General features: G+C 41.1%; 21 protein-coding genes and 1 pseudogene. 2 read left to right on the top strand and 20 right to left on the bottom strand.

All coding sequences use genetic code 11. From position 1 onward, the window contains the following. Nucleotides 1-90: 90 nt before the first annotated feature. Nucleotides 91-4,026 carry an FctA domain-containing protein gene (locus tag DW930_RS06655; protein ID WP_165851215.1) on the bottom strand — a complete coding sequence of 1,312 codons (3,936 nt, stop codon included), beginning with the start codon at nucleotides 4,024-4,026 and terminating at the stop codon, nucleotides 91-93. A 274-nt stretch (nucleotides 4,027-4,300) separates the two neighbouring features. On the opposite strand from DW930_RS06655, the gene DW930_RS06660 reads away from it, so the two are divergent. Both DW930_RS06660 and galU read left to right on the top strand, forming a co-directional pair. Then, a complete protein-coding gene (locus DW930_RS06660) occupies nucleotides 4,301-5,317 on the top strand; it encodes an NAD(P)H-dependent glycerol-3-phosphate dehydrogenase (RefSeq protein ID WP_117744778.1) in 1,017 nt (338 codons plus the stop codon). Between the two features lie 61 nt (nucleotides 5,318-5,378). Continuing rightward, nucleotides 5,379-6,287: a UTP--glucose-1-phosphate uridylyltransferase GalU gene (gene galU / locus DW930_RS06665; RefSeq protein ID WP_123159615.1), complete on the top strand. Its 909-nt coding sequence runs from the start codon at nucleotides 5,379-5,381 to the stop codon at nucleotides 6,285-6,287. 225 nt (nucleotides 6,288-6,512) lie between these two features. Here galU and DW930_RS06670 read toward each other — a convergent pair whose 3' ends face one another. From DW930_RS06670 to DW930_RS06765, 19 genes and pseudogenes are all read right to left on the bottom strand, one after another. Next, nucleotides 6,513-8,477 (bottom strand): C69 family dipeptidase, encoded by a 1,965-nt coding sequence (locus DW930_RS06670; RefSeq protein WP_123159616.1) that lies wholly within the window; start codon nucleotides 8,475-8,477, stop codon nucleotides 6,513-6,515. A gap of 239 nt (nucleotides 8,478-8,716) precedes the next feature. Beyond that, nucleotides 8,717-9,391, bottom strand: a complete 675-nt coding sequence (locus DW930_RS06675; protein WP_123159617.1) for a rhomboid family intramembrane serine protease — start codon at nucleotides 9,389-9,391, stop codon at nucleotides 8,717-8,719. Beyond that, on the bottom strand, nucleotides 9,375-9,914 hold the full coding sequence (locus DW930_RS06680; RefSeq protein WP_123159618.1) for a 5-formyltetrahydrofolate cyclo-ligase: 540 nt from the start codon (nucleotides 9,912-9,914) through the stop codon (nucleotides 9,375-9,377). Before DW930_RS06680 ends, DW930_RS06675 begins: the two co-directional genes overlap by 17 nt. 12 nt (nucleotides 9,915-9,926) lie before the next feature. Next, the gene (locus DW930_RS06685) at nucleotides 9,927-11,060 is read right to left on the bottom strand and encodes an N-acetyldiaminopimelate deacetylase (RefSeq protein WP_123159619.1); all 1,134 of its coding nucleotides are present in this window, start codon (nucleotides 11,058-11,060) and stop codon (nucleotides 9,927-9,929) included. 60 nt (nucleotides 11,061-11,120) lie between these two features. Further along, nucleotides 11,121-11,819 (bottom strand): 2,3,4,5-tetrahydropyridine-2,6-dicarboxylate N-acetyltransferase, encoded by a 699-nt coding sequence (gene dapD / locus DW930_RS06690; RefSeq protein ID WP_123159620.1) that lies wholly within the window; start codon nucleotides 11,817-11,819, stop codon nucleotides 11,121-11,123. A gap of 209 nt (nucleotides 11,820-12,028) precedes the next feature. Beyond that, a complete protein-coding gene (locus tag DW930_RS06695; protein WP_023024610.1) occupies nucleotides 12,029-12,943 on the bottom strand; it encodes a hypothetical protein in 915 nt (304 codons plus the stop codon). 69 nt (nucleotides 12,944-13,012) lie between these two features. Then, a complete protein-coding gene (locus DW930_RS06700) occupies nucleotides 13,013-13,924 on the bottom strand; it encodes a hypothetical protein (RefSeq protein WP_023024612.1) in 912 nt (303 codons plus the stop codon). A 17-nt stretch (nucleotides 13,925-13,941) separates the two neighbouring features. After that, nucleotides 13,942-14,688, bottom strand: a complete 747-nt coding sequence (locus tag DW930_RS06705; RefSeq protein ID WP_023024614.1) for a hypothetical protein — start codon at nucleotides 14,686-14,688, stop codon at nucleotides 13,942-13,944. Nucleotides 14,689-14,698: 10 nt separating this feature from the next. Beyond that, nucleotides 14,699-15,430: a hypothetical protein gene (locus DW930_RS06710; protein ID WP_123159621.1), complete on the bottom strand. Its 732-nt coding sequence runs from the start codon at nucleotides 15,428-15,430 to the stop codon at nucleotides 14,699-14,701. A 350-nt stretch (nucleotides 15,431-15,780) separates the two neighbouring features. After that, nucleotides 15,781-16,584 (bottom strand): hypothetical protein, encoded by an 804-nt coding sequence (locus DW930_RS06720; RefSeq protein ID WP_123159622.1) that lies wholly within the window; start codon nucleotides 16,582-16,584, stop codon nucleotides 15,781-15,783. A gap of 21 nt (nucleotides 16,585-16,605) precedes the next feature. Next, complete coding sequence (locus tag DW930_RS06725; protein WP_123159623.1) at nucleotides 16,606-17,742, bottom strand: hypothetical protein; 1,137 nt, start codon at nucleotides 17,740-17,742, stop codon at nucleotides 16,606-16,608. Nucleotides 17,743-17,925: 183 nt separating this feature from the next. Then, nucleotides 17,926-18,402 (bottom strand): annotated as a pseudogene (pgi, locus tag DW930_RS06730) (glucose-6-phosphate isomerase); the annotation flags it as partial. Nucleotides 18,403-18,842: 440 nt separating this feature from the next. After that, nucleotides 18,843-19,214 (bottom strand): PTS glucitol/sorbitol transporter subunit IIA, encoded by a 372-nt coding sequence (locus DW930_RS06735; protein ID WP_008808177.1) that lies wholly within the window; start codon nucleotides 19,212-19,214, stop codon nucleotides 18,843-18,845. Nucleotides 19,215-19,312: 98 nt separating this feature from the next. Next, on the bottom strand, nucleotides 19,313-20,293 hold the full coding sequence (locus DW930_RS06740) for a PTS glucitol/sorbitol transporter subunit IIB (protein WP_020992831.1): 981 nt from the start codon (nucleotides 20,291-20,293) through the stop codon (nucleotides 19,313-19,315). Nucleotides 20,294-20,309: 16 nt separating this feature from the next. Next, nucleotides 20,310-20,852: a PTS glucitol/sorbitol transporter subunit IIC gene (locus DW930_RS06745; protein WP_023024625.1), complete on the bottom strand. Its 543-nt coding sequence runs from the start codon at nucleotides 20,850-20,852 to the stop codon at nucleotides 20,310-20,312. Next, nucleotides 20,849-21,346 (bottom strand): transcriptional regulator GutM, encoded by a 498-nt coding sequence (locus tag DW930_RS06750; protein WP_023024627.1) that lies wholly within the window; start codon nucleotides 21,344-21,346, stop codon nucleotides 20,849-20,851. The genes DW930_RS06745 and DW930_RS06750 overlap by 4 nt, the downstream gene beginning before the upstream one ends. Then, nucleotides 21,346-23,172 carry a PRD domain-containing protein gene (locus DW930_RS06755; RefSeq protein WP_117744786.1) on the bottom strand — a complete coding sequence of 609 codons (1,827 nt, stop codon included), beginning with the start codon at nucleotides 23,170-23,172 and terminating at the stop codon, nucleotides 21,346-21,348. Before DW930_RS06755 ends, DW930_RS06750 begins: the two co-directional genes overlap by 1 nt. A gap of 62 nt (nucleotides 23,173-23,234) precedes the next feature. After that, nucleotides 23,235-24,035 carry an SDR family oxidoreductase gene (locus DW930_RS06760; protein WP_001000837.1) on the bottom strand — a complete coding sequence of 267 codons (801 nt, stop codon included), beginning with the start codon at nucleotides 24,033-24,035 and terminating at the stop codon, nucleotides 23,235-23,237. A gap of 186 nt (nucleotides 24,036-24,221) precedes the next feature. After that, nucleotides 24,222-25,571, bottom strand: a complete 1,350-nt coding sequence (locus tag DW930_RS06765) for a glucose-6-phosphate isomerase (RefSeq protein ID WP_008808173.1) — start codon at nucleotides 25,569-25,571, stop codon at nucleotides 24,222-24,224. Nucleotides 25,572-25,845: the final 274 nt, after the last annotated feature.

Here is a 25,845-nt window from a genome sequence, read left to right on the forward strand (position 1 = left end):
ATTTTTTAAGGGCCTGATAAATATTTTTTATCACCCAAATCAAAAAAACAGGCTTGTCTAGCAAGGCTAGAACAAAACCTGTTTTAGAGATTAATTCTCACGTTTTTTGTAAACCAAGGCACTTCCAGCAACCGCCAATGCGAGTCCTGTAGCCACTAGTCCTTCACTCATTGATTGACCAGTAGAAGGAAGAACTTCTTTTTTATCTTCTTTTGGAGGATTTGATGGAATTTCTTTTTCTGGTTTTTCAGTAGAAGGTGGTGGGGTATTCCCTTTTGGAGGATTTGATGGGATTTCTTTTCTTGGTTTGTCAGTAGAAGGTGGCGGGGTATTCCCTTTTGGAGGAGTCAATTGATTGACAACATTCCCTTTATCTACTACCAAATTTGTCGCAGCAGTTAATTCCGCCGCAGAAACAGTGATTGAATCAGTTGAAAGTTGGTATCCTGCTGGAGCAGTCAATTCTTTCACCACATAATCCTTAGCCTCAAAGCCTACAAATCTTACAAGACCATTGGCATCAGATGTTGCTGTCGCTTGACCTTCGCCATATGGATTGGCAACTGGTGTCACACCATCTGCCTCAAAGAGTCCGAAGACTGCTCCTGCTAGATCTTGGTAGAATGGATTTACCTTGTGAAGCTGAATGGTGTAAAGCTTCAATTCTGGTTTCTCAACTACCGGTGGAGTTGGTGGAATAGCAGTGAATGGTTTATTGACAACTTTACCTTGATCAAGTACTTGATCAGTTGAAGCAATCAATTGACTAGATGAGACAGTAATCGCTTCTTCAGAAAGTTGGTATCCTTCTGGAGCAGTGATTTCTTTCACTACATAATCCTTGGCTTCAAGCCCTGTAAAGGTAACGAGACCATTGGCATCTGATGTCGCTGTCGCTTGACCTTCACCATATGGATTAGCTACTGGTGTCACACCATCTGCTTCAAAGAGTCCAAAGACTGCTCCTGCTAAGGCTTTGCCTTCATTGTTAACTTTGTGCAATTGAATGCTGTAGAGAGTCAATTCCGGTTTTTCAACAACTGGCGGAGTTGGTGGGATTTCAGTAAACGGTTGGTTCACCACATTTCCTTTATCCACTACCAAATCTGACGCAGCGCTCAATTCTGTTGCAGAGACAGCGATTGAAGCTGTTGAAAGTTGGTAACCTTCTGGTGCTGTCAATTCTTTCACTACATAATCCTTAGCCTCAAAGCCTACAAAGCTTACAAGACCATTAGCATCGGATGTCGCTGTCGCTTGACCTTCGCCATATGGGTTGGCAACTGGAGTGCTACCATCCGCTTCAAAGAGTCCAAAGACAGCTCCCGCTAAAGCTCGACCTTCACCATTGACCTTGTGAAGCTGAATCGTATAAAGCTTAGCTTCTGGTTTTTCAACGACTGGTGGAGTTGGTGGGATTTCACTTGTGACAAAGGTATTGGTGAAGGATGTCTTCGCACCATACGCCACTGTAGCCTTGATGGTATTGCTTGCATCATCTTTCGTAACAGTTACTGTCACTTCGATGCTCGCTTGATCGTAGGTCATTCCTTTTTCTTGAGATTGAGGGATTACTTCCTTAATCGTGTAGTGGAAAGTTTTTCCTGCATCTTCTTGTGAATAAGAAATTTCGTCAAATGCTACAGAACCATCTGCTGCATTTTGTTTTGTTTGAAGAACTTCTCCAGCTTCATCCAACAAGTTAAAACTGAATTCGCCATCTTTTAGGTCACGACCTTCTAAAATCTTGCTAGCTGAAATCTGAGCTTTTGCTGGACTTGGAGCTGAGTAAGTATTTGCAAAGACCTTGCTTTCTGGATAGACAACTGTTGCTTTTAGGTTGTCTCCATCTTTAGTTACCTGAACGGTTACTTGTTTTTCGGCTGTATCGTATGTGATACCTGGTACGTTCCCCTTGACTTCCTTCACAGTGTAAGTGTGTTCACCTTCTGCTGTGTAAGAGATAGCATCAAAGGTCACTTTGCCAGATTTGTTGGTAACAGTTTGAAGTTTGTTTGCACCTTCGTACAATTCAAAGCTAAACTCACCGTCTACCAATTCACGACCTGTCAACTCTTTCGTCAACTCAATTGTTGCAGTTGTTGCGTTTGGTGTGAAGGCATTGGTAAATGTTTTGTTTTCTGGATAGACGACTTCTGCCTGCAAGGCATCTCCGTCACGAGTAACTTTAACAGTCACTTGTTTTTCGGCTGTGTCGTAAGCAATAGTGGCATTATCGCCTTTGACCTCTTTCACAGTGTAAGTGTGTTCACCTTCTGCTGTGTAAGAGATAGCATCAAAGGTCACTTTGCCAGATTTGTTGGTAACAGTTTGAAGTTTGTTTGCACCTTCATACAATTCAAAGCTAAACTCACCGTCTACCAAGTCACGACCTGTCAACTCTTTAGACAACTCAATTGTTGCAGTTGTTGCGTTTGGTGTGAAGGCATTGGTAAATGTTTTGCTTTCTGGATAGACGACTTCTGCCTTCAAGGCATCTCCATCACGAGTGACTTTAACAGTCACTTGTTTTTCAGAGGCATCGTAAGTAATAGTGGCATCATTACCTTTGACTTCTTTTACAGTGTATGTATGTTCACCTTCTGCTGTGAACTCAATCGGTTCGAATGTAATTTTCCCACTTTGGTTAGTCGTTGTTTGAAGCTTGTTTTCACCTTCGTACAATTCAAAGCTAAACTCGCCGTCTACCAAGTCACGACCTGTAAGATTTTTATCCAGCTCGATAGTAGCTTGAGTCTTAGCTGGCTTCTCTTTCTTGTTTACAATTGTTTTGCTAACAGGTTTAGTTGGTGTCGTAAATTCACTAGCTTCAACAATTGTATCTTCTGCCAACCCATAGCCTTCCGGAGCTTGAATTTCTTTGATGATGTATTTGTCACGAAGGATGTTCTTGACAGTAAATTCACCGTTCGCATCTGACTCGAATTCACCAATCACTTGACCAGTTGCTTGTCGAACAACTTGGAATTTTGCTCCTTTAAGAGGTCTGTTTTGTTCGTCTACCTTAGTAACTTTAATACTAAATTCGTAACCAATACCTTCACCACCAGCAATTTGGATTTTCACTGTACTATTTGATGAGTATTCATCCTTATTGCTTCCCTTGATAGTAGCTTGGTTAAGAATTTTTTCACCATCAACAACAGCATAGTTTACATCTGTCTCATATTCAATAGCAAATTGATCATCAGCAGCAATATTACCTAGATTAATAGAAAATGAATTTCCATTAATATTCACTGTATAGTCAGCGGTAACATCTTTTGCGTTTTTGAGTTCCCATTTACCATTGTTATATTCCCAAGTTCCTTTTTTAATCTTGAAACTTCCTGGCTTGTAGGTGATACCTGGTGATTTCAAGGTATCTGTAACAACAGCATCATTAATGACTTCATTCGTTCTGTTTACAGAAATTCGGAAGCCAAGCTCTTTGTTTCCTTTTTCGCTCCAACCCGATTTAATGATAGAGTAGCGGTTACCTCCACCGATTGTCCCACTTGTAACTTTTCCTGTGAATTTCACTTTATCATTTACAGAAACCTTAACTGGAACCTCTCCATCATTTGGAGATTTTACTTTATTAACTTGAGCATAGAAGAAAAATGAACCTGAAACATCATTTTTTTCTTCCACAAATTTTGTAAAGGTCAAGATAATTTTACCAGTCGCAGCGTCAACCTTTGCATTAGCGATCAATTTACCAGTAATTGAGTCATTAATCTCAAAATCTTGAGATTTGATATCTATTGGAGAGGCAACGCTAACTTCTGTGGTATCTCCAGCTGTAACATTTTTTCCCTCCAAAGCAAACTTTGCATTCAGACGGAAACTATCGTATCGACCAACCGGTCCTGTCAAAGCTTCACCTTTATCATTTTGAATCTTTACATCCGTGATGACATCCACTTTTTTTGACGTTTCTGCATTTACAATTTTTGAAAAAAGCGTAAAGCTTACCATCAACAATGAAAGCGTCATCAATAGATATATTGCCAACTTTTTCATTTTTTCTCCCCTTATATTCATAATAATAAGTGAAATTATTATACCACAAACTAGTAATAATGCAACTATAAAGTAACATTTTTTATTTAGTTTCCTTCCTAAATGAATTGTCTTCACAAAACAATTGATAGTTATACAAGTTTTTTTGCCTATATTATGTTAAAATAGAGAGAAGAATAGGATCATTCTTCAAGGCCCTCTTGGAGCGTTTTTGAAGATGCAAGTCCTAGATTTCTAGACTTGCTTGAAAATAGATATAGAAATGGAAGATACAATGGAAAAACAAACCGTTGCAGTATTGGGTCCTGGTTCATGGGGAACAGCCCTTTCACAAGTCCTCAATGATAACGGCCATGAAGTCCGTCTCTGGGGAAATATCCAAGAACAGATCGATGAAATTAACACCAATCATACCAATCAGCGCTATTTTAAAGATATCGTTATTAGTGATCAGATTACCGCTACGACCGATCTGAAAGCAGCCTTGGACAGTGTAGATGCCATCCTCTTTGTGGTTCCGACTAAGGTAACCCGCTTGGTAGCTAAACAAGTCGCTGAGACTCTGGACCATCCTGTCAAGGTCATGCACGCGTCCAAAGGACTAGAACCAAATAGTCACAAACGGATTTCTCAAATCTTAGAAGAGGAAATCCCTGCTTCTCTACGTAGCGAGATTGTGGTTGTGTCTGGGCCAAGTCACGCTGAAGAAACCATCGTTCGCGATATCACTCTGATCACAGCGGCTTCTAAAGATTTAGAAACAGCTCGTTATGTTCAAGAACTCTTCAGTAACCACTACTTCCGCCTCTATACCAATACAGATGTGATTGGGGTAGAGACAGCTGGAGCTTTGAAAAATATTATCGCTGTTGGTGCTGGAGCCCTCCATGGACTCGGCTTTGGGGACAATGCCAAGGCTGCCATCATCACACGTGGACTAGCTGAAATTACCCGTCTAGGTGTTAAACTAGGTGCCAGCCCCTTAACCTATAGTGGACTATCCGGAGTTGGGGACCTGATCGTGACAGGGACTTCCATCCACTCTCGGAACTGGCGAGCTGGGGATGCCCTCGGTCGCGGTGAAAAACTGGAAGATATCGAAGCCAACATGGGCATGATCATCGAAGGGATTTCAACCACTAAGGCTGCCTACGAACTGGCTCAAGAGCTAGACGTCTACATGCCAATCACACAAGCCATATACCAAGTAATTTATGAAGGGCAAGATATTCGTGAAGCCATCAACTTCATGATGAGCAACGAATTTAAAGAAGAAAATGAGTGGAACTAAGGAATTCTTCCTTCCCAATCAGATCAACAACCAATCATTCTTCAGTTAGAAAGGAATTATTATGACAAAAGTTAGAAAAGCAGTCATTCCTGCGGCTGGACTTGGAACTCGTTTCCTACCTGCTACTAAAGCCCTGGCCAAAGAAATGCTGCCAATCGTGGATAAGCCAACCATCCAATTCATCGTTGAGGAAGCCCTTAAGGCTGGCATCGAGGATATTCTCGTTGTCACTGGTAAATCAAAACGTTCGATCGAAGACCACTTCGACTCAAACTTTGAACTTGAGTACAACCTCAAGGAAAAAGGGAAAAATGACCTGTTGAAACTGGTCGATGAAACTACCGGGATGCGCCTCCACTTCATTCGTCAAAAACATCCGAACGGCCTTGGAGATGCTGTCCTTCAGGCGAAGGCCTTCGTTGGGAATGAGCCTTTCGTTGTGATGCTGGGTGATGACCTCATGGATATTACAGATGATACAGCGACTACGCTCACTAAGCAATTGATGAATGACTACGATGAGACACATGCTTCAACCATTGCTGTCATGAAAGTTCCCCATGAAGAAGTTTCTGCCTACGGTGTCATTGCTCCTCAAGGGGAAGGCATCAACGGACTCTATAGCGTTGAAACCTTTGTCGAAAAACCGGCACCTGAAGAGGCACCGAGTGACCTTGCCATTATCGGTCGTTACTTACTGACTCCAGAAATCTTCCAGATTTTGGAAAACCAAAAACCAGGCGCTGGAAATGAAATCCAATTAACGGATGCCATTGATACCTTAAACAAGACCCAACGAGTATTTGCCCGTGAATTTAAGGGCAGACGCTACGATGTAGGGGATAAGTTTGGTTTTATGAAAACATCTATTGATTATGCCTTGCAACACCCACAGGTTAAAGATGATCTCAAACAATACATCATTGATCTTGGAAAAAAATTAGAAACATCTGAACAAACTTCGGACTAAACCATATACGAATCTGAAGGATGCAAAAGAGACTGACCATATGGTGTAAGTGGTTCGCCACTCTACAAAATGGTCAATCTCTTTTTTCTTGTAAAAAAGAAGAGAGTGGGACAGAAATCGGTCATTCGTTAGAATTCGATTTCGTCGTCCCACCTCCGCATAATTGAGAGGCTAGGACTTTTGTCCCAGCCTCCTCTTTCATTTATTCTCTTGTTTATCTATTTTTTAAGGATGAACATTGTAAGAATAATTTGTATTTGGGTAAGTCTCAATTTCACCTGGATTGAAATTAGAACCGAAGCGATTATTGTTGTTTACACTGTTTCCTGCTACAGGAGCTTCAGCTGGAGCTTGAACAGTTTCTTCAGGCTTCGCAGGGGTTGCTACTTGGGTAGGTGCAGATGGTTGTTTGTCCTTGTTAGCAGCATAGCCAAAGCGATTGTTTGGATTTCCTTCTGCATTTGCTGGGATATCCTTATTAGAAGGGGTAGCCCTATAATAAGAAGCAGGAATTTCAATTTTTGTAATATTTCCGTCAACTTGTGGTTTTTCTGAAACTGTTGGTGTGTCTGGTTTCTTAGGCTCTTTAGGATCTTTAGACTCTTCAGGATCTTTATAATTATCTGGTTTAGAAGCACGATAAGGATCTGACTTGCGTCCAGCTGCCTCTAATTGTTTTTCCATTAATCTTTCATAATCTTTGAAGTGTTGGAAAAGGCGATCAGACAAGTCAAGGGCATCTTTCGTTACTTTATCTTCAGCAGCTTTTGCAGCTTCCGGTTGATCTTTTAGTGAATAATATTCAATATCTTTCTTCTCTTGATCAGCAATAAATCCTTTTTCTAGTGCTTTCCAATGTTCTTGGACGGTTTTTCCAAAGATATCTTGATTGTTGATTGCCATGTTGTCAATATGCCAAACAGTCCAATACCAAGAATTTGGATCATAGGTTTCTGTTTGTGGTTTAAAGACTTCATGAGTGTCTTTCACATTTCCATAGAATGGGACATATGGAGTGTTCCGTGATGGTCCCATTCCTAGCCAAACTGTACCACCAAATGATTTTGGTAGTTTTGGATTGATTTGATAGACATGGGCATCAATAACATTTTCATTACCTAGTGCATATTTGTATTGATCTTTGCGAACTGTGTCGTTTGCACCATTGTCACCTTGTTTCTTGACACCGATTTGATCGTCCGGTACAAAGCGACCATTCAAGTGTTCAAAACGGTTGCGTTGGAGAGCAAAGGCATCTTCTAATGTAAATTTCTTATTTGGATCAGTTGGTGAGCGGAAGAGTTCGTATTCATCATCCTCGTAAGTCACTTTTGAATTTGGATCAAGTACTGTAATCCCTGCATAAGTCCGAGAACGGTCTCCTTCTGCATATTTTTCAGGTCCGTAAGACTTAGCAATATGGAAGTTGCCATCTTTATCAGTCTTGTAACTTCCTGATTCTTTTGCTACTTTTTCAACATCTTTTGAAGCGATAACATTTTCCTTATCATTCAAATCAACGTGACCAAGGTAGTAGGTATTTGCAAAGACTGCATATTTATCTTCTGGTACCTTCACCGCTACATATTGGTGACCTGAAAGGATTTCCATATACCAGGTTTCGTTTTGGTCAGCAACTACAACTGTATTTCCTTCGGCTGATCCCTTTTCTTCGATAACTTTTCCAAGTAATTCGATTGCTTCACGAGCTGTTTTTGCACGAGGTAAAATCACATCGAGCATAGCAGCTTCTGGAAGTCCATCTTCTTTTAGTGGATCTTTTGCTAATACTTTTTTATTTGGGATTGCTGTAACAGTGGCAGTCATTGAAACACCCGCTTCGTTGAAGCCATGTTCTCCGAAAGCACCGTTGCTACCGTCTCCACGAGCGGAGTCATAGGTAGCTGTGTATTTCATTTCACTGGCAGCATGAGGATAGGTGAAACCATTGGATTCGTCCTGAATTTGGTCCCCTTCCTTATAATTCTTGGCATCAACAACAACATAGTTTTTGTTGTGTTTTCCGCCATTTGGATAATAAGGATAGTCCTCAGTCCGGCCAAACAGGGTGGTCCCATCCTTGGTCAACTGACGTCCAATGATAAATCCACAGCAAGCCTCAACAGCTTGAAACGGAAGGAGCAATATAGCCATCGCTACTAGCGAGAGCTTAATCAACCATTTTTTCATTGCAAATCTCCTCTTATTTAATATTTTATCCATTTTATGAATGGATAAGAAAGATATTTACAATTGCTAGTTTACTCCTTTTTAACCCTTTTTGCAAGCGCTTTCTTATGTTGTCTTTATTCACCTTTAGAGCATCTTTTTGGGTGTATCTGCTTGTTTTTGGTTTTTATATACAAAAAAACTGAGACTTCACTCAGTTTTCAGATAATTTACAAATTCGTTACAAATTCTTTGAAGGGCTAAAATATAAAAGGCCAAGCGTAAAGAAGGGTGGCCCCAGCTATATAAAGGAGCAGAGCTCCCAAGCGCCAAGTTTTTTTCACGCTATCTCGCTCACCATAGACTGGAAAGACAAAGGCTAGAATCCCTCCTCCTACCAAGCCTCCTAAGTGACCTGCCAGACTAATCCCCGGCATAAAGCTAAAGAGGATATTGACCAGGATCAATGAAGTATAACTTTGGCTCAGATACTGAATGTAGGGACTCCGAGCAATGAAGCGCAAACTGGCAATGGCCCCAAAGATGCCGAACAAGGCGGTAGAAGCCCCAGCTGCTACGACTTCTGGGGAAAAGATCATCACAAAAAGATTGCCCATTAAACCTGACAAGATGTAAAGGGCTAGAAAAGCTTTGGAGCCAAATAAATCCTCTGCGATTCTTCCGAGAAAATAGAGGGTAACCATGTTTAAAACAAAATGTTGCAAGCCAATATGAACAAACATGGCAGCAAGCAAACGCCAGCTCTGACTCGGGTCTACCTGAATTTCAGCTCCTATGACACCCCCAAAATCATAAACAGTCTGGACAGATTCATAGTCAAAGCCACGAACCAGCAACATGGATAGAAAAACGCCAGCTGTTAATAGAAGCAAGCTACTGGTCACTGGGTATTTCTTATCAAATAGTTGATTCATCCACTAGAACCTCCTTAACAGGGATATCATGGGGAGCAGGTGAAAAGTCTGCTTCTTGGCAAGCATAGATGGTGCTGACGGTCGCTCCGTCGAAATCTACCAAATAGCGATCGTAATAGCCTCCTCCATAACCCAGCCGATAGCCATCCTTTTGAAAGGCTACTCCGGGAACATGGATTAGATCAATCTCCGACTTATCTATTGCTTGAGTCCCATCCTCTGGTTCCATGAGGCCAAAGGATGTTTGTTTCAACTTCTGAGGATCATAGGCCACAAATTCCATGCGTCCTTTTGGATAGGTTTTCGGAATGACGACCTGCTTGCCATCTGCTTGAGCTGCGTCAATCAGAATACTCGTATCCAGCTCATGCGGGAAGGACAAATAGGACGCTATAACACTTGCTTCTTGGTAAGCTGACAAAGAGCGTAAACGCTGGATCAAGGCTTGATCGGCCCTTCGCTTGGTCTCTGGATCCAAACCTTTCATCTTCTTCAACACACTTTTTCGAATACTTGCTTTCATTTCCATCTTTCTTTATTGATTAGCTTTCATTTGTAAGAAAGGACTAATGGCCTTTACACCGAAGGACAAGGCCTCTTCCTTGGGACTCATCTGAGGATGATGAAGGGCATAAGGACTGTCCACTCCCAACCAGAACATGACCCCATCCACTTTTGACAAGAGATAACCAAAATCCTCTCCGGTCATCGCGGGCAGGATATCAATCAAGGTGACATCTTCTGCTTGATCAAAGAAGGTCATCAGTTCATCTGCCAAGTCTGGATTGTTTTCCACTGGCAAATAGCCCCCTTGCTTGAGTTCTAAGTCTATGTCCATATCAAAAGCAGCTGCAGCTCCTCTCGCAATCGTCTCGAGTCGCTTCTGGATCAAGAGGTTCATTTCCATGGTCAGGGTCCGAATCGTCCCATGCAGAAAGGCCGTCTCCGCAATGACATTATTGGTCGTCCCCGCATGCATGGAACCAAAGGTCACAACTGCTCCCTCGATAGGATCGACATTACGGCTGACAATGGTTTGAACCTGGGTGACAAAATAGCTGGCAGCAACCAAGGCATCCTTAGCTTCATGCGGAAAAGCGGCGTGTCCACCTTTTCCTTTAAAGGTCAGCTTCACTTCACAGGTCCCTGCAAAGAGGGTCCCCCGATTGGTCGCAATCTCACCTACCTTTAAGTCTGGTCGGACATGGAGACCATAGAATTGATCTGGCAACCAGTCTCCAAAGGCCCCATCCTCATACATGAGCATGCCTCCAGCTTCATTTTCCTCAGCTGGTTGAAAGAGGAACAGGAGGTTGTTCTTAGGCCGTTCTTGGACCAGTTGCTCCAATAAGCCCAAGGCTAGGGTCATATGAACATCATGGCCACAGGCATGCATCCGACCTTCGTGACGGGACGCAAAGTCAAGACCAGTCTGCTCAACAATGGGCAGTCCATCGATATCCGTCCGCCAGCCAATGGTCTTTTCGGGATTGGAACCCTTCAGAAAAACCAGGATGCCCGTCCGCCAGGTCCGCTGCTCGACGAACTCTTTCCCCTCGGTGATTTCTGCGATGCGCTCCAAGAGATAGGCTTGTGTTTTAAATTCTTCTAGTCCAATTTCTGGGATTTGATGCAGGTCTCGTCGAATCTTTACTAAATCAAGTGTCATATTCGTCTTTCTCTTTTGAGAAGAAGCCGAGGTATCCCCCAGCTTCCTACTTCTATACTCTTAAAGGTTACGCAAAGCATCCTCAAGTGCTGTTTTTTGTTGCGTCTGCTCGTCAATGGTCTTGATCACGCGCGCAGGTACACCGGCTACCACTACATTTTCAGGCACATCCTGGGTAACAATCGCACCTGCCGCTACGACGGAGCCATTCCCAACTTGAACCCCTTCGATGACGACGGCATTGGCTCCCACCAAAACGTTATCCCCGATTCGGACTGGTTCTGCAGAGGCTGGTTCAATGACACCAGCTAGAACCGCTCCTGCCCCGATGTGGCTGTTTTTACCAACCGTTGCACGGCCACCAAGAATAGCTCCCATATCGATCATGGTCCCTGAACCAATTTCAGCACCGATATTGATGACGGCTCCCATCATGATTACCGCATTGTCTTCAATGGTCACCTGGTCTCGAATGATCGCACCAGGTTCAATCCGAGCATTCAAATAACGCTTGTCCAGCAAAGGTACCGCCGAATTGCGACCATCTTGCTCTACGATATAGTCTTTGTTTTCTGTTAAGTTGGCAAGAAGGGGCTCAATCTCTTTCCAGTCTCCAAATAGGACATTGCCTAATTTTACAACGGATGCTGGAAGATCTCCTGCCAGTTCCCCTTCAAAGGTTACTTTTACATTGGTTTTCTTTTCTGCATTCCCGATAAAGGCGATAATCTCTTGTGCAGTCATTTTTTGTGCAGTCATGGCAATACCTCTTGTTCTATGTAGTCAATCCTCTAGGAAGACGAGCTTCTTTCGAACTCTTTGATTTTACTATTATAGCATAATTTGCAAGAATTCTTTCTCATCTAAAGATTTCATCAAAGCAACACGTTCTGGACCAATAGAGACAAGTAGAGAGGCCAGAATTTTTTGACAACCCCTAAATAGGAATTCTCAGATGATCTTATCGATTATGATTTATCCTCAACACTCCTTATACTTTTCAAACGGAATCTTCCCCCAGTTTCATCAAAAGACATAAAGACACTCATCTTATCCCTTGTAGTATAGACGATTGTAATTCGTTTGACTCCCCCAATAGCATAATTATTATGCATAAAGTCAGGAGTTCCTAATTCTTTTACAGCTTCTGTCAACTCTAGACCTTCTTCAGATGAAGCTTGCAAAGCCTTATAGTCTTTACTTGTTTTCGTGACTTCTCCTCTAAAACTTTTCCTAGTATAATAGGTCACACTACTGAGTTCCATAGAATCTTGTTCTTTCAGAAAATTAAGAGACAAGCGCCCTGTATCCCCGACGAGCTCATATTCTAATCCGATTCTCTGGCTACCGTCGGAGCTAGAGGACAGGTGACCAGAGACCGCTTTCCCAATCTGATCGACAATCTGCTCTGGCGTTACATTAGGTTCATTCGCTTTTCTCACTAAAGAAATGAAATCCTCTATGGACAATTCAATTCTGTGGTCCTTGTCAATATAAGGAGAATCTTCTCCAAAAAATGTAAATTCAGTTTTTACGGATGAATCTGTTGGGAGCTTCTCAGTCTTTTTAGTGGTTGAATAGGAATCTCTTTGATGGGAAAGGTATCTTACATAGTGGAGAGCCCCACAAAAGAGACACACAATGACGACAAGACCTATCCCTAGCTTCAGGAGACCACTGCGACGAGAAAACCAGGATGCTTTGAACTGGCCCATTTGGGATGCGTATACTCGATCTGATCTCGAATATTTGTCTTCCTCAAATTGATCTTTGGATTCAAATACCTCTCCTTGTGGTTGACCTTCTGAAAACACCTCCGGTACTTTTTTATTCCCCCCTGGCACTTTTGACCATTCTCGTTGAATTTTTCTACCTTTTTGCATTTCACTCTCCCTTATTCTCGTTTCTCAGGATGGAAGAAAACGGAATGAGACTCCTCCTTCTCACTTTAGTTATTCTTTTTTATCCTTTAATTTCGTCATACTTCCCAAACGGAAAAAATCTCCATCTTGATCAAAATACAAGGTAACTCGCATCTCATCACTTGCTTTATAGGAGATAGCAATTTGAGCCTCCGTCCCAGGTAAAAAACTGGAATAGAGCCAATCTGGTACTCCCAATTCTTTGATAGCTTCCATCAACTCCACCCCCTCTTGACCTGGCTGAGGAATAAGAGCACTATAATCATCACTTGTTCTTTCAGTTGATTCTCTCTGGCTTTCTAGGGTAAAATACTGAATCGAATGCAGAAGGAGGCGATTCTCCTTTTCACTAAAATCAAAGTCCAGTGCTGCTTTATTATCGGTAAGGAGATACGTCAATACACTTCCTCGACTACCATCAGAGTCTATACTCACATATCCATCTCTTGCTTTTCCTAATTGGTTGAAAATATCATCCATAGTAAGGTTGGCATCATTAATTTTTCTAATGTATGCGACAACCTCCTCTATATTGATATCAATTTTATGATTTGGGTCTGTATAGCGAGAGTTTTTATTAAAAAGATTTTTAAATTCCTTATCTGATAAACGAGCCTCTGTCCCCTTGCTTAATTTTACAGAGTGAGAATCATGCGCAGGTGATTTCACATATCGAGACACAATGTTAAAAAGGAACAAGAGGAACAGACCTCCTAGCACTAGCTTGAAGAAAATAGAGAAATGAGCTAAGTAAGACTTCTTAAGCACACTTTTTTGAAGATTCTCTCCACCATTTCGCTTCCCTGTTTTTGCTTCTTTGACCCTGCTTGGTAGTTCCATCCTATCATTCTGCAGATTACTTTTTGAAGAGAGCTCTGAAGAGATTTTATTTCCACCTGGGACCTTAGTCCATTCTCTCTGAATCTTTCTACCTTTTTCCATTCAATTTCTCCCCTCTATCAGGTAAGACTTGTAATCCCTTGAGAGTCCACCTGGCTCTTTCGCAACAAATAGCAAGAACCATCCATTATTTTAATCTCTAATAAATAAGATTTCCCCTTCTCATCCTGAAAGGATAGTTGAAATCCTTCCTGATCAGGGCTGATTTGGCGTCGGACGAAGGATTGTAGGCCCTGATAGCTACCTAGAAGTGCTTTAAGATCCATCTTTTCTCCAGGTTCTAAGCTCTGGTAAACTTTTTCTGAAAAAGCTTTGTTCCCCTCCCGGTCTAGATTGGCTAGACTGGCGTCGATCTCTTCTAGCAGATAGCTCCCATCAGCCCCCTTGCTAAAAAGCAAACGGATGGAGGCTCCCTTTCCCCTATCGTCCCATCGATAGAGCAGGGAGAGACTGGGTTGCTTGCTTGCTGTAGATTGAAAGAGAACTTTCTCTTGGGGGTGCCCCATCTCCTTCAGAAGGGTCTCCAGGCGACTTCCAGTCTGCTTCAGACTACCGTTTTGGTTCTTTATCGATAGAGGGAAGCGCTCGATCTGTTCCAAGGTCCATGGCGAATCCTTTTTTTCATTCGTTTCTTTTAAGAGTCGCTCCCCTTGAAATTCTTTCGCTTTAAAAGTTGATAAGTTCTTTATTTCACTTATCGCTGTAGAACTTTTGGGTGGATGACTAAGGACCTCTAGACCCATCCCTAAGAGGAACGCTAGCAGCAGGAGACCAGGAATTTTTAGCTTCTTGATGACTGTATCCATTTACTCCTCCTTATTCGACCTTAACTAGATGATAGTGAGCATCTTTTTGGGCTTGCAAAGTGAGAAAGACGAGCCCCTCTTGTGCACGGTAGGTTAGGACCAAAACTGTCTTTCCATCCTTACGATTCAAAAGCAATGATTGTGGCAAGCCAACCTTTTGTAAAATGTCTTCTAGTTTCATGCCAGTTTTCTCTTTCCCACTAGCAAGACTGGTCAAGGCTGCCTTTTTCAGCTGTTTACTTTCTATATTCTGCTTAGAGGTTGGTTGATAGCCCTGAATAGCTGTTAGATAGTAGCCATCCTTCATATGGGTAAATTCAAATTGGTATCTATCTCGACCATCTTGTGTCGTTCCATAGCTGAGACGAAGGAGCTGCGTTCTAGCTTTTGACTCCAGCCGAGCTTGCTTGGCTCCCCCTAATTTTTTGACCAGGGTCTCCGGTGTCGTCCCCTTGGTGCTTAGCTCACCAGTCCCATCTCCTATTTTAAATTCTAGCAATTCCTCCAAATGCACCCCAACTTCTGGTCGATCTGATTTCGCCAGGAAGGCCTGCAGATAAGCTTCTTCCTTACGAAAGGTCACTTGCTGGTCTGGACTTAGCTGGTCTTGTGGTCTCCCAGAAGCAGCGAGTCCATAGCCCACTCCCAGCATTGCGAGGATCCCTAAAATAATTCCTCTTTTTTGGATGAAAGCTAAGAGGGTCTTCAGATGTTTTCTTGTTATTTCCTTTACATTATCCATTCTGCAATCGTATCTGTATCCCTTTCCTTCCAACTGTTTACCCCTGTTTTCTATGGCAACATATCCTACTATACCATAAATAGCCCGTCCTCGCTAGAATAGAGAAGAGGCTGGGACAAAAGTCCTAGCCTCTCAATTGTCTTTGGATTGTCGAGCAAGACGCAGTGGTTGACTGGGCTCTACTACGCTGATTTCATCAGCTTTTACAGCCCTACTCAACTGTGCGGAGGTGGGACGACGAAATCGAATTCTAACCAATTACCGATTTCTGTCCCACTCTCTTTTTCTAGCATTAGGAAAGTTGATTTTTTCTCTTCCCCTACCATTGTGAGGCAGAAAAGTGACCGATCTTAGTCATCGCCTTTTTTAGCAAGAAGGAAATCTCCATCTGATTGTTTCACAAAAGTCAACTTATATTGGTCTGTCGTTGAGGATTTAAAACGGATTGTCATGGTAGTAACAATATCGTGAGTTTTATAGTCTTCATCTGCAGACAAAGAGAGAGAATAAATAGTATTATCTTTCAAGACTTCCTTGTAAGAAACGCCATCCTTACCAGTTTTGGAATCCCCGACTTTAAGCTTGTCATAGTAAGAAGAAGTCATGAAATTGTCCTCAGCTTCGTTATAATCCCCTGAATAATAGAGGTCCTGTAAATAATAGGTATCTCCCTCTTTCTTAAAGGTCAATCTCATATCACGAACGGTATGGTATTGAGAATAGGTATCATCCTGATCTTCTTTTAACTCGCCCCACTCTAAATCAATGAGATCTCTTCTAAATGAACCTTGTAAAGCTTTTCCGTGCTTATCCACAACATCTTCAATGGATGTTCCCAAATTTGAAGTTGAGTAAGTACCAAGCTCGAGGTCAGCCAAATCAGTAATGTTCCATGTGAAATCAGTATCTTCTGGATCAATATACTTTCCAGACTGATCGCGTTTTGATTCCCCTGCATCAGCTTTCGGATGAAGGGCAGGATAGGAACTTTTAGCACTATTTGCTGCACCCATAGAATGGCCGACGAAGAGACCGATAATGACTCCTAAGACGGCAAAACCACTAATACAAGCAATTAACAGACCTTTCCCTGGCTTCTTCTGATCACCAGTTTCTGGCACACCAAATGGTGCCTGTGATTGATTCGTATTCATCTTTCATCTATCTCCTCTATATTAAAAACGTTCTGGACCAATGTATAAGAAGTCCCCATCTGGTTGTGCTAAGAAGCGTAATGTCTTATAATCGTCTCCCACTTTAAGGTTGATCTTTGCAACCACTCGAGTAGAGTCATACTCTTCTCCATCAGCAGTGATTTTTGTCTCTGTACCAATTTGAACATTTTGTTTATGTTTTTTCAAAACTTCTAATAAGGAGGTTCCACCTTTACCAGTTTTCTTATCTCCTTTTTTCAGATCTTTGAATTCTTTCGTGCTCATCTCACGTTCGTTTGAAGTATCTTCATCTTCATCGTCTTCACTAGCATAGACTTCTTCCAAGTTAAAGGCTTCTACAGATTTCAAATAATAGTTACCATCCACTTTTTCAAATCGGAAATAAATATTTTGGTGAGAGGCGTTCTTTGCACGATCCCAAGTAAGGGTCATGCCTTTCTTTTCATATTCGACACTAGTAGCCAATCCATACGTATCAACAATCTGATCAGCAGTCAAGCCATAACCGTCCTTGTTGCTGTAACTTAATGTTGCAAGGTCTTTAAGGGTCCAAGTAAAGACAACCTCATCCTTTTCTGTGGTGAAGCCCTTCTTTGTCTTCTTTGCTTCTTCGCTGGCACGATCTAATCGTTTGGTACGTTTGGCATCTGCTTGAGGTTTAGATGAATGTCCCCAGAAATAACCAGCTCCGCCACCAATCAAGCCACCAAGAAGGAGTGCAAGAATAGAAAAGACAACAAATTTCGTCCATACACGCTTCGGATTTGGCTGAACATTCCATTGCGATTGGAAGGCTTGAGGGGTCCCTTGTTGGTAGAAAGGATTGTTTTCTACCTGAGGAGCTTGGTTTTGGAAAAATTGTCCCTGCCCTCCAGCTTGTGGTCCTTCTACTGGAGAAGACTGTTGAAAGGCTTGCGCTCCTGGTGCGCCAAATGGCTCATAAGCTGTTTGACCATTTTGTGCCCCAAAAGGTTCTTGAACAGTCTGCCCTACTTGTGCTCCAAAAGGTTCTTGAACGCTTTGACCAGTTTGGGCTTCAAGAGGTGGTTGAACGGTTTGTTCGGATTGTGCTCCGAAAGGTTCTTGAACAGTTTGTCCCTCTTGTGTTCCAAAAGGTGTCTTGTCTTCTGTTGTCATAATCTCTCCTTTACTAAGAACCTTCGCCCATCATCCTCCCCACTTTTTGTGGCCATAGTTTGACGTGCAAAGTATAAATATAGTAGTTCTACTATATCATAAAACAATCCTTTTTTCCACCTCATTCTGAGATAGGGAAAGCAATTAAAAAACGACCCCTTTCGAGATCGTTTTGTCTGTCGATTAAAGGCGAGCGTTGAGTTCTTTACTCAATTCTTCAAATCCTGGTTTACCAAGAAGGGCAAACATGTTGCGTTTGTATGCTTCAACACCTGGTTGGTCAAATGGATTGATGGCATTCAAGTAACCTGAAAGGGCGATGGCCAATTCGAAGAAGTAGATTGTGTAACCAAGAGTGAAGGCATCTTGCTCAGGAAGAGTTACGTACATATTTGGTACATCACCATCTGTGTGGGCAAGAAGAACACCGTCAGTCGCTTTTTTGTTAACAAAGTCAACGTCTTTTCCTTGAAGGTATCCAAGTCCATCAAGATCTTCTTCCAAAGTAGGGATAATCACGTTCTTACGTGGTTTGTCTACACGGACAACTGTTTCAAACATGATACGAGTTCCTTCTTGGATAAATTGACCCAATGAGTGCAAGTCTGTTGAGAAGTTAGCTGAAGTTGGGTAAATCCCTTTTTGGTCTTTTCCTTCTGTTCAGGCACCCCTTATGGATGCATCTGCTGGAAATTCCCTTGCACTGGCTGGCTAGTTTGATTGACTTCAAGCTCTTTGCGCTTGACCCTGACCGTCTTTTTCTGGCATGTTTTTATCCTTATAAATTTTGTTGATTTGTCATATTGCGAAAACATTGAAAAACAATGACAAATTTTACAATATTAAAACATAAATTATTTTCCCTATCAAAAAGGGAGTGGGAAAGAACTTCAAACAAGTTAAAAAGTTCATCTTCCCACCCCCGCACAGTTGATCAGGCAATCTTTGGGGCTTAAAAAGCGAAGGAAGATGCCAATCAACCACTGCGTCATCTATTTTTTCTAATTTAGACCCAGAAGCCTGGACTTTTTGTCCAAGCTCTGAATCAATTTTTTAGACTTTTATTTTTCTAAATTGCTTGATTTTAAATTTTGTTATGGTCAAGCAGTTTCGAAAATCTGAATGGTAGAGTCCTTTTCAATTACTACTGCTTGGTCTGCTGCAACATGGAGAGTGCCCGGCAGGCTGCCCTCTTTTGAACCATCAAAAGAAATAGTGATATGGCCCAGTCCAGTTAAATTTTTTTCTACTACATTTCCTACTGCAGTAATCGAATATTCCTGACTATCTACGACCAGCTTTCCACCTTCTAGTATTGCACCTAGAAGATTTTTGTTATCGATTTTAAAACAATACTCTGCTAAGTCTTCTGGAGCTTCTTCTCCAAATAAAATGAGCATATTAGCGTCTTGAATCATATTCTGAGCTTCAGGCCCCACTTGAATTACTTTAGCTTCAAAAATTTTCTTCATCTAATTCCTATTCATCCTTTCTCAAATCTGTCATAAACTTATGTTTGTAGATAAGTTTAACATAATAGTTGCTATATTTACGTGCATCTATCAAAGGTCTACTGATAAAGGCCAATACTAGCTATCCAAGCTACTAGCACCCGCGGAACACCATTGAGAAAGCGTGAATAAAGCACAGAAGGGACACCAACCTCAACTGTTTCAGCCTTGGCTTCAGATAGACCGAGTGCTACAGGAATGAAATCACAACCGTTTTGAGTGTTGATAGCAAATATAGCTGGCAGAGCCATTTGGGGCGGAATATTCCCTTTGCCGATTTCAACTCCAATTAAGGTTCCAATAATCTGACTGATAACAGCTCCGGGGCCTAACAAAGGAGATAGGAATGGCAAGGAACAGATAAAGCCAATCAAAATGAGTCCCCAGATGTTCCCAGCTAGGGGAACCATTAATTTTGCCAGCCAATTTCCAACACCTGAACCTTGAATAACCCCAATCAGCAAGGAAACAAAGGCCATGAAAGGAATGATCGTATTGAGCATTGTTTGTATGGCTTCACGAGCAGCCTGGTTGAAAGTCGCAACGACCTTCCCAGCACCCATCCCAATTCTTGCTACAATACTTGTTTCAGCTTTTTGCTCTGTAATTTTTTTACTAGTATCGTAAGTTGGCTTTTCTGTTACCACAGTTGTCGCTTTTTCGTCTTCATTAGCAGCAGAAATTTGATTAAGACCAACTGCTGACACATAGATTTCCTCGGTTATATATTGAGCTAGAGGCCCACTTTTCCCTGTAGCGACAATATTTATTGTAGGGATCCCCTTTTTAGGATAAATACCACAGCGAAGAGTACCGCCACAATCCACGATTGCTAAAGCAATTTCCTCATCTGGGATAGAAGTTTTAAACCCATTAACAGCTTCCATACCGGTCAAATCAGCAATTTTATCTACAATATCTGGCTTTTCTCCTCCGCCAGTGATATAGATGAATTTATGCTTAGCTTCACTAGGTGTAATGACCAAAGGTCCTCCGAAACCGCCATTTCCTTTAACAACTTTTATACTCTTATATGACATAATTTCACTCTTTCTATCAATCAAATGTTTTACTCAAGGTAACACCTTGCTGTTTTGCTACATAAGCAGTTGTAAAATCGGTCACCCAACCGCCTACAAAGTTCATGACAAGCCCAACAAGCATGTAACGAATGGCTAAGTCCATTTGACTTAAACCTAAAGTTTGAATTCCTGTTGCAATTCCCATCCATACAAACAATTCCCCAGGATTGATATGCGGAAATACACCATTTGAAGTATGGCAGAACTGCATCTGAGCTGCTACAAAACTAGGTTTATAATATTCTGGTAAGAAACGTCCCATACTGATTGCCATCGGATTCCCCAGCATAAAGGCTGAAATGAAAGGTAAAATCATATACCGGCTAACAGGATTTTTGGCAGAAATCTTAGCCAGGGAATTGACCTTCTCTTCTCCCAAGAAAGCGATAAGGGTATTCATTGCAATCAATAGCATTAAGACAAGCGGTACAATATTTGTCATCCAGCTAATAAAGGTTTCTCCACCTAATTGGAAGAGTTTCATAAAACTCTCTGCAAAATTTGTAATGTGATTCATAAGGAACTCCCTTTCTTATTTTTTTTTAATAACTGTTTAATAGATAATTGTAAGTAATTCGCATAAAAGCCGAATCCCAGAAAAGAATCAGATGAACTTGTCTCTTTCTCAATACCTGCCTCATGCCAAAGATAGACTTTTCTAGCATCTTCTATGGCTGATTGCATCAACTTATTTTCTTTTCTCACAAGAGGATTATACTTGTCAAAATAATGGATGTCTTCTCCAACATAATCGTCCATATTTTGAAAACGTGCTAAGATTGTGACTCCTTGCATTTTGCTAGCTTTAAGAACCCGACCGTTTTCATCAACCGCGAACATGACAATCGTACCGGATTTGATTCTTCCGGACTTCCTGCCAATCGCTACGCGCCCCAGTCTTCGGAGCATCGTATAGGTCTTATTGAAGTCTTTGAGTTGCTGCCAGCCGAGGAACATTTGAAATATATAAGCTGCCATGATAAATACAGCGAAAATTATTAGCGAATTCATTAAAATACTCCTTTGCTCTTAGAAAATGATAGAAACTCTGTCTCTGTTTCTACAGCCCTCAATGCTTCTTTTAGAGAAGGCTCTCCTGCAATTCGAAAAATGTCGTCATACAATTCCAGCAATTCACTCTCCATTTTGCTTTCAATTTCTGAGGGAATGGCGACTAGAAAGATAAATTCAATCCAATCATCTCCTTTTTGATAGGGCTCTTCTAGCTTTCCAAACATTAAAATAGTTTTTGCATAACCCTGGTTAATTGTATGGGGGAAGGCAATTCCTCCACCAAAAATGGTTGATTGTTTTTTATCCCTATCAATTATCCGATTTCTAAAACCTTCATCAATCATCTGAAGTTTCTCTAACTCTGCAACCATATTTAGCAAGTATTGCTGATAGGTTTTTTGGGGACTCAACCGAAGAAAACGTAAGCTGACTGTTTCTAGATTTTTTTGATGAAAAGCATTGACCCTCTGCCATTCTTCCTGCAGCCATTGATCATCAAAAAGATGATTAACTTGAATGACTGGAGATTTAGAATCTTTATATTTTAGAGGAACTGTCGTAAAAATCGCGAAATAGTCCTGATTCAAATCCAGATTAAAATCCTCTTCAGAATACTGAGTAATGTCTACATCATTTCCAAGTATTCGTCTGAGTTGCTGAATAATCATCGCAGCAGTTCCTCTTCCTGTTGTGCAAACTACAGCTATCTGCTTGCGAGAACCATTTACAACAGAGTTTTGCTTTCTTAAAATCATTTCAAAATACAAAGCCAGATATCCGATTTCAGATAATTCCAATTCAGAACCAAAAATTGCAGATAGTTCTTCTCCAGCAATTTTCGCCATTTCAAAAGCAAAAGGATATTGAGTTTGAACCTCGCCATGGAATATATCATTAGCTTGCACATGGAAAATCAGTCGATTGATTAAGGGGCCTAGATGAGACTTGATTTCTTCAAATAATTCTTCATCATCAAAGTTAACCAACATTGTTTCTTTGACTTTCTTGACAATCCCTTGAAAAATGTTTGCAAGCTGTTCAGATTGATAAGACGGCTTGCTTAAAGTGTCAATAAAACGGATATTAAACGGAAAACACAAAAAGTCTATCTCAAACTGACTGAGGGAAATCTTATAAGTCATCTCAATATGATAGATTAATTTTTCAACCAAAGGTGTCTCTGTTAAATCATTCCTATAGTAAGGAATAGGGCAACTCAACACCCTAGATGCATGAATACGCTCCACCATAATTGAAATTGTCTTTCGAAGGAGTTCCTTTGTTTCTTTCGGGATTTTATACTCCTGGACTAGCGTCTCCAGAAAAGAAGATGTTGCCTCGGTGAGTGTCTTTCCTTCAAAGTAAGGGGCCACTTGGTGAATATAGAGCAAGCGCAAATTCAGCTCGGACCCCAAGACCTCCAGCCCACGGTTGGGCTTTCCTGAAATAGTGATAGAGTAACTCTCTGCCAAAGATTTTACTTGTTTTAAATCCTTATTAAGGGTACTTCTACTAACACCTGCTTCCTCAGCCAAGTCGTCAATAAGAAGAGGGGAGGTTGACTTAATTAAACGTTTTAGTAAATAGGCAATTCTTTTACTGGAAGAATTGAAGTCACTCTCCCGTTTTAAACTACCAGATAAAATCCTTTCCAACTCAGTATAGTCATACACCTCTAACATTAACTTATCATCTTGTGAGATAATCTGGATACTCGGAGCCAAAACATCATTTAATTGTTGGATACTCTTTTGCAAGGTTTGCATACTAATATCCAGCTCTGAGCGCATATCTACCAAGGAATAAGTTGGCTGTGAGACCATTTTTTCTAAAATGTTATACCATCGATTTACTATGGTCAACTCTCTTCCTCACCTTCATTTTTTTAACCGCGAGTTTTCCCTCCGGCAATATTTGTAGTGACTCCAGTTATATAGCTAGAACGGTCTGAAATATAGAATGCTACAAGGTCAGCTACTTCCCGTAGTTTACCACTTCGTCCCAAAGGAGTTGTTGAAGTTGAAGCATAACCAGCTCGAATATCTTCTACCGTCTTTCCACGGGTATAAGCAAGAGCTTCCTCATAAGAAAGAGTTCGAAGTCCCGTAGCTTCCATAATTCCTGGAGCAATTCCAACCACACGTACACCATGCTTACCCAGCTCTTTTGCCCATGAACGAGTGTAACTATAGACTGCTGCTTTTGTGGCAGCATAGGCACTTTGTCCTTCAGAACCTTCCAAGCCTGCTTCTGAAGCCATGTTCACAATTACACCTTTTCCATTTTTCACTAAAATACGTCCCACTGCCTGACTAACCAGATACAAACCTTTTTGATTAATCATCGTTACTTTTTCGAACGTCTCATCGTCCAATTCGTAAGGACCTTTAGGATTTTCTGCATCGATTAATAATCTAGGGATATTAATCCCTGCATTATTGACCACTGCATCAATATTGCCAAATCTTTCAACTATTTTGGCAACACCCTCTTCTACTTCAGAGCGAGAAGTTACATCAACTTTTACAAATAATAGATTTGGATGACGCAAATCGTTGTCGCTAAGATCGAAATTCGCTACATTGACACCTAATTCCAGCAATTCTTCAACAATTGCCTTACCGATCCCAGATGACGCGCCAGTCACAAGAACTGTTTTGCCTTTTATGTTTAACCAATCATTCATTTTGATACCTCTCAAATTTTATTTACAAGGCAATTATATAGCGCTTTCATAAAAGAATTAAGACACTCTTTTTTATACTGTTCAAAAAAATAATAAACTAATTATGAGGCTTGTACTAAAAAATCCACAAGAAATGAACTTGTGGATCTCTTTTTATACTCTAAATGAACTCAAGGCATATAAGAATCAAAGGCGTGCATTCAACTCAGCACCCAGCTCTTCAAAGCCTGGTTTTCCAAGAAGGGCAAACATGTTTTTCTTATAAGCCTCAACTCCAGGCTGGTCAAATGGATTGATACCATTCAGGTAGCCAGAAAGAGCAATAGCCAACTCAAAGAAGTAAATAGTGTAGCCCAAAGTGAACTCATCTTGCTCAGGCAGTGTCACAAACATATTTGGAACTCCACCATCAGTGTGTGCTAACAGCACTCCATCTGTAGCTTTTTTATTGACAAAGTCAACATCTTTTCCTTGCAAGTAGCCAAGACCGTCCAAGTCTTCTGCCAATTCAGGAATCAGCACATTTTTGCGAGGTTTATCTACACGTACAACTGTTTCAAAGAGGATACGGGTACCTTCCTGGATAAATTGTCCCAGAGAGTGCAAGTCTGTTGAGAAGTTGGCTGAAGTTGGGTAAATCCCTTTTTGGTCTTTCCCTTCTGACTCACCAGCCAGTTGCTTCCACCACTCAGAGAAGTATTGTAGAGATGGTTCATAGTTAGCTAGAACTTCTGTCAGATAACCTTTACGGTACAAGATATTGCGTACAACTGCATATTGATATGCTTCATTTTCAGCCAACTTATCAGAAGCATAAGCCTTGCGAGCAGCATTTGCTCCTTCCATTAACTTGCTGATATCAGCCCCTGCAGCTGCGATTGGCAAGAGTCCCACTGCTGTCAATACTGTAAAACGACCACCTACACTATCAGGCACTACAAAAGTATCCCAGCCATTAGCATCTGCTTCAACCTTAACTGCACCTTTAGCGCGGTCTGTAGTTGCATAAATCCGTTTATTTGCTTCTTCCTGACCATACTTCTTAACCAAGAGTTCTTTGAAGACACGGAAAGCAATAGCAGGCTCTGTAGTCGTTCCTGACTTAGAAATAACGTTGACAGAGAAATCTTTGTCTGATACATAGTCTACCAAATCAGCCAAATAGCTTGAAGAAATAGAATTTCCAGCATAGAGGATTTGAGGTGCCTTGCGTTCTTCCTTGCTTTGTAGATTTACAAAAGAATTATTCAAGAAATCAATAGCTGCACGAGCTCCTAAATAGGAACCACCAATACCGATTACGATCAATACCTCACTATCAGATTGGATTTTAGCAGCAGCCTTTTGAATACGAGCAAATTCATCTTTGTCATATTCTTCAGGCAAGTTCAACCAGCCAGTCATTTCTGCCCCAGGACCTGTACCATTTCGCAGAGCAGAATCTGCAGCAGTCACTTGAGGCTGCATATAATCTAGTTCATGTGGTGCTACAAATTTATCTAACACCTTTGAGTAGTCAAATTTAATATGTGACATGTTTATCCTCCAATTGTTCTTTTCTTTTATGATAACGCTTTAAGAAAAAATAAGCAAGTGCTTTCGCTATTTTAAAACGTTTACATTTGTATTCTATACTATTTTTCTAAATAAGCTAACCTTAGGACATAACCGAGAGCAATCGTTTGCGTGAGTCAACAAATTTTAGGCCTATTTAGGCCTATTGAGAAGAACAATTTTGATTGACAAGAAAACAAATATGCTTCTTAAGATTGGATGTCAGCTGAATTCATTTCAGGTCCGTTCAAACTAG

The organism is Streptococcus sp. AM43-2AT (genome assembly GCF_003603405.1).
In the GTDB taxonomy this organism is placed as follows: domain Bacteria; phylum Bacillota; class Bacilli; order Lactobacillales; family Streptococcaceae; genus Streptococcus; species Streptococcus ilei.

What these genes read in the sequence shown, in the direction of transcription:
- DW930_RS06655 (WP_165851215.1), bottom strand. Translation starts at nt 4,026, where the DNA reads ATGAAAAAGTTGGCAATATATCTATTGATGACGCTTTCATTGTTGATG.
- DW930_RS06660 (WP_117744778.1), top strand. Translation starts at nt 4,301, where the DNA reads ATGGAAAAACAAACCGTTGCAGTATTGGGTCCTGGTTCATGGGGAACA.
- galU (WP_123159615.1), top strand. Translation starts at nt 5,379, where the DNA reads ATGACAAAAGTTAGAAAAGCAGTCATTCCTGCGGCTGGACTTGGAACT.
- DW930_RS06670 (WP_123159616.1), bottom strand. Translation starts at nt 8,477, where the DNA reads ATGAAAAAATGGTTGATTAAGCTCTCGCTAGTAGCGATGGCTATATTG.
- DW930_RS06675 (WP_123159617.1), bottom strand. Translation starts at nt 9,391, where the DNA reads ATGAATCAACTATTTGATAAGAAATACCCAGTGACCAGTAGCTTGCTT.
- DW930_RS06680 (WP_123159618.1), bottom strand. Translation starts at nt 9,914, where the DNA reads ATGAAAGCAAGTATTCGAAAAAGTGTGTTGAAGAAGATGAAAGGTTTG.
- DW930_RS06685 (WP_123159619.1), bottom strand. Translation starts at nt 11,060, where the DNA reads ATGACACTTGATTTAGTAAAGATTCGACGAGACCTGCATCAAATCCCA.
- dapD (WP_123159620.1), bottom strand. Translation starts at nt 11,819, where the DNA reads ATGACTGCACAAAAAATGACTGCACAAGAGATTATCGCCTTTATCGGG.
- DW930_RS06695 (WP_023024610.1), bottom strand. Translation starts at nt 12,943, where the DNA reads ATGCAAAAAGGTAGAAAAATTCAACGAGAATGGTCAAAAGTGCCAGGG.
- DW930_RS06700 (WP_023024612.1), bottom strand. Translation starts at nt 13,924, where the DNA reads ATGGAAAAAGGTAGAAAGATTCAGAGAGAATGGACTAAGGTCCCAGGT.
- DW930_RS06705 (WP_023024614.1), bottom strand. Translation starts at nt 14,688, where the DNA reads ATGGATACAGTCATCAAGAAGCTAAAAATTCCTGGTCTCCTGCTGCTA.
- DW930_RS06710 (WP_123159621.1), bottom strand. Translation starts at nt 15,430, where the DNA reads ATGGATAATGTAAAGGAAATAACAAGAAAACATCTGAAGACCCTCTTA.
- DW930_RS06720 (WP_123159622.1), bottom strand. Translation starts at nt 16,584, where the DNA reads ATGAATACGAATCAATCACAGGCACCATTTGGTGTGCCAGAAACTGGT.
- DW930_RS06725 (WP_123159623.1), bottom strand. Translation starts at nt 17,742, where the DNA reads ATGACAACAGAAGACAAGACACCTTTTGGAACACAAGAGGGACAAACT.
- DW930_RS06735 (WP_008808177.1), bottom strand. Translation starts at nt 19,214, where the DNA reads ATGAAGAAAATTTTTGAAGCTAAAGTAATTCAAGTGGGGCCTGAAGCT.
- DW930_RS06740 (WP_020992831.1), bottom strand. Translation starts at nt 20,293, where the DNA reads ATGTCATATAAGAGTATAAAAGTTGTTAAAGGAAATGGCGGTTTCGGA.
- DW930_RS06745 (WP_023024625.1), bottom strand. Translation starts at nt 20,852, where the DNA reads ATGAATCACATTACAAATTTTGCAGAGAGTTTTATGAAACTCTTCCAA.
- DW930_RS06750 (WP_023024627.1), bottom strand. Translation starts at nt 21,346, where the DNA reads ATGAATTCGCTAATAATTTTCGCTGTATTTATCATGGCAGCTTATATA.
- DW930_RS06755 (WP_117744786.1), bottom strand. Translation starts at nt 23,172, where the DNA reads ATGGTCTCACAGCCAACTTATTCCTTGGTAGATATGCGCTCAGAGCTG.
- DW930_RS06760 (WP_001000837.1), bottom strand. Translation starts at nt 24,035, where the DNA reads ATGAATGATTGGTTAAACATAAAAGGCAAAACAGTTCTTGTGACTGGC.
- DW930_RS06765 (WP_008808173.1), bottom strand. Translation starts at nt 25,571, where the DNA reads ATGTCACATATTAAATTTGACTACTCAAAGGTGTTAGATAAATTTGTA.